4 protein-coding genes and 1 pseudogene are annotated in these 2,269 nt (G+C 56.7%); all 5 read left to right on the top strand.

Annotated elements, in window-relative coordinates; all coding sequences use genetic code 11:
• Positions 1-459 (top strand): annotated as a pseudogene (locus tag QJ48_RS37800) (D-alanyl-D-alanine carboxypeptidase); the annotation flags it as partial.
• A 19-nt stretch (positions 460-478) separates the two neighbouring features.
• Entirely contained in the window at positions 479-1,078 is a 600-nt protein-coding gene (locus tag QJ48_RS33140) for a nucleoside recognition domain-containing protein (protein ID WP_054977573.1), read from the top strand.
• 6 nt (positions 1,079-1,084) lie between these two features.
• On the top strand, positions 1,085-1,618 hold the full coding sequence (locus tag QJ48_RS33135; RefSeq protein ID WP_054977572.1) for a spore maturation protein: 534 nt from the start codon (positions 1,085-1,087) through the stop codon (positions 1,616-1,618).
• 136 nt (positions 1,619-1,754) lie between these two features.
• The gene (locus QJ48_RS33130) at positions 1,755-2,096 is read left to right on the top strand and encodes an N-acetylmuramoyl-L-alanine amidase (RefSeq protein ID WP_054977571.1); all 342 of its coding nucleotides are present in this window, start codon (positions 1,755-1,757) and stop codon (positions 2,094-2,096) included.
• Positions 2,097-2,115: 19 nt separating this feature from the next.
• A partial coding sequence (locus QJ48_RS33125) for a S4 domain-containing protein (RefSeq protein WP_272948179.1) occupies positions 2,116-2,269 on the top strand: 154 nt, incomplete at its 3' end.

Below are 2,269 nucleotides of genomic sequence, written 5' to 3'. Positions count from 1 at the left end.
ACCCGCGGCGGGCAGCAGCTCGCTGTCGTGACCTTGAACGATCCGGACGATTGGATCGACCACGCCCGGCTGCTCGACTTCGGATTCAAGCATTTTCCCTTGCTTTCCTTGGCCGAGAAGGGAGAGACGATTGAGGGGACGGGGCTTGTCGCCGGGGCGTCGTTCCAATATCCGGCGGAGCAGGAGGAACGCGGACGGCTGGCGCGTCAGCCGATATTATACGATGCGGCTTCCGTTGAGAGTCGGCTCGGGGAAGCGGGGCGGCTGCAATTTCTGCTGGACGGCAAGCCGGTGGGCTCGGTCCCGCTGGTTGCCAAGGGCAGCCCCCGGTTAAAGCAGCAAGAACGGTCAGCCTATTCGTTCGTGGAAGCGGGAGAGCTTGGCGGCGGCTATTCGCGCAAATGGCTCTACATCTTGACCGAACTGACCCGGGTGCTGTTTACCGGGCAAGCGGATTAAGCGGAAGGGAGCGGCGGGCATGGTCAACTGGATATGGTTGTTTTTTATTGTTGCGGGGTTTGTCGTCGCTGCGTTTCAGGGCAAAATCGAACTGGTGACCGAGGCGGTATTTGACGGCGCCAAGAGCGGGGTGACGGTCTGCTTCGGGCTTATCAGCATTATGGTGTTCTGGCTCGGCATGATGCGGATCGCCGAGGATGCGGGTTTGCTGCAGAAGCTGGCGAAATTGCTCTCGCCGGTCGTGCGCGCGCTGTTTCCCAGCGTGCCCAAAAATCATCCGGCGCTCGGATACATTATGTCGAACATGAGCGCGAACATCCTGGGATTAGGCAATGCCGCCACACCGATGGGCATTAAAGCGATGCAGGAGCTGCAGCTCCTGAACAAGCATAGGGACATAGCGAGCCCGGCCATGTGCACGCTACTGGCGCTCAATACGGCCAGCATCACCCTGATTCCGACAACGCTGATCGCCATTCGGATGAATTACAATTCGGCGAATCCGGCCGAAATCGTCGGTACGACGCTGCTGGCTACCTTTATCTCAACTTTGGCGGCCATCGTGGTTGACCGGTGGTACCGCAAGCGATCAACGCCGCCCAAACAGGGGAAAGGATGAACCCGCGTGTATAACTTGGTTAATTGGATATCGGCATGGGCCATCCCTGTCGTGATCGTCTTTATTCCTCTTTACGCGGCTTACCGGAAAGTCCCTGTCTACGAATCGTTCGTGGAAGGGGCGAAAGAAGGCTTCGATACGACGATCCGGATTATTCCGCATCTGGTCGGCATGATGGTGGCGATCAGCGTGTTTCGTGCATCCGGAGCAATGGATCTGATGATCGGCTGGCTGAAGCCGATTTGCGAGCGGCTTGGCATTCCGGGCGATATTATTCCGCTCGCTTTTTTGCGCCCGATTACGGGTGCCGGCTCGCTTGCCTTTACGACAGACCTGATCTCCGAGTTCGGCCCCGATTCGATGATCGGACGGATCGCTTCCACGATCCAAGGAAGCACGGATACGACGCTGTACGTCATCACGGTGTATTTCGGCGCCATCGGCATCCGCAAGGCCGGCTATGCCCTCAAGGTCGGTCTTATTTCCGACGCCGTCGGCTTTATCGCTTCGATTGCGATCTGCTCGTTGGTATTTGCCTGAACGCTGCCGGTAAATTGCAGGCCTCATGCGTGCGGATCGATTCCGCCAGCTCCGGCTTATTCGCCGGTCCACGCATCACCCCCCATCCTCTCCGCACATATACTGTGAGCAGTCCAGCCTTAACGAGGTGAACCGCATGCAGTATTACGGCATTGTCATCCACCACTCCGCCTGCTCCTCCATTAACGGAAAAGGGTATGATTATTTCATCGCCAAAAACGGCGACATCATCCCTTCTTCCGAGCAAACCGATCCGCTCTACATCCACCTTTGTCTCGAAGGGGACTTCTCCGGGCCGCGCGCCGTCCGCACTCCCGCGGAAAAAGAGCAGCTATTTTTGATGAACAAGCTGATTCTCCGGCTGGCGGAAACGTACGGTTTTCAACCAGACGACATTTTTCCGCATTCGATTACGTGTCCAGGCGGCGATTTTCCGTGGGCGCAACTTGTGATTTCACCCGAGGATAGGTATCATTAGCTTGAGGTGAATCCAACAGATGGACAGATTGCAAAAAGTGTTGGCCGAAGCGGGTGTGGCCTCCCGCCGCAAGTGTGAAGAATTGATTACCGCAGGACGTGTGGAAGTCAATGACAAAGTAGTAACGACCCTGGGGGTGAAGGTTGACCCTTCCCAGGATTTTATTAAAGTGG

It is taken from the genome of Paenibacillus sp. A3, from assembly GCF_001399685.1.
GTDB lineage: Bacteria > Bacillota > Bacilli > Paenibacillales > NBRC-103111 > Paenibacillus_G.
This window is presented reverse-complemented; position numbering and strand designations above follow the sequence as displayed.